The 371-nt window shown below is 68.5% G+C and carries 1 pseudogene; it reads right to left on the minus strand.

The annotated features are described in order from the left end of the window. Position 1: 1 nt before the first annotated feature. Positions 2–184: pseudogene (locus P3H15_RS55265) on the minus strand (helix-turn-helix domain-containing protein); the annotation flags it as partial. Positions 185–371 lie beyond the last annotated feature (187 nt).

Consider the following 371-nt stretch of genomic DNA (forward strand, 5'->3'; position numbering starts at 1 on the left):
TTCAGGTGAGGACGAAGTTTCGTTTTTTTAAAATCCGGCCGATGGTCGAGTGGTCCAGGTCGGGGATGTCGTCGATCAGGGCGACGTGCTTCTCCAGCAGTCGCAGCGACCACCGGGCATGTCCCGCCGGGGGCTGTGTGCACGCCAACGCAATCAACCTGGCCTCGATCTCGCCGGTGATCTGCGGCGACGATTCCGAACAGACGCCCCGCGCCCGGAGGCGGCCGACCCCGCGCCGCCGGTCCTCCGCTGGCGGTGGTTCCCGGCCCACCCGGTCGCGGTCGAAGGACGACGACGACGAGGACGAGGACGAGGACGAGGACGAGCTGTCCCGGGCCCGCAGGACGCGCGCGAAGGCGACGACCGATTCC

The organism is Rhodococcus sp. T2V (assembly GCF_029269925.1).
Classification (GTDB): Bacteria; Actinomycetota; Actinomycetes; order Mycobacteriales; family Mycobacteriaceae; genus Rhodococcus_F; species Rhodococcus_F koreensis.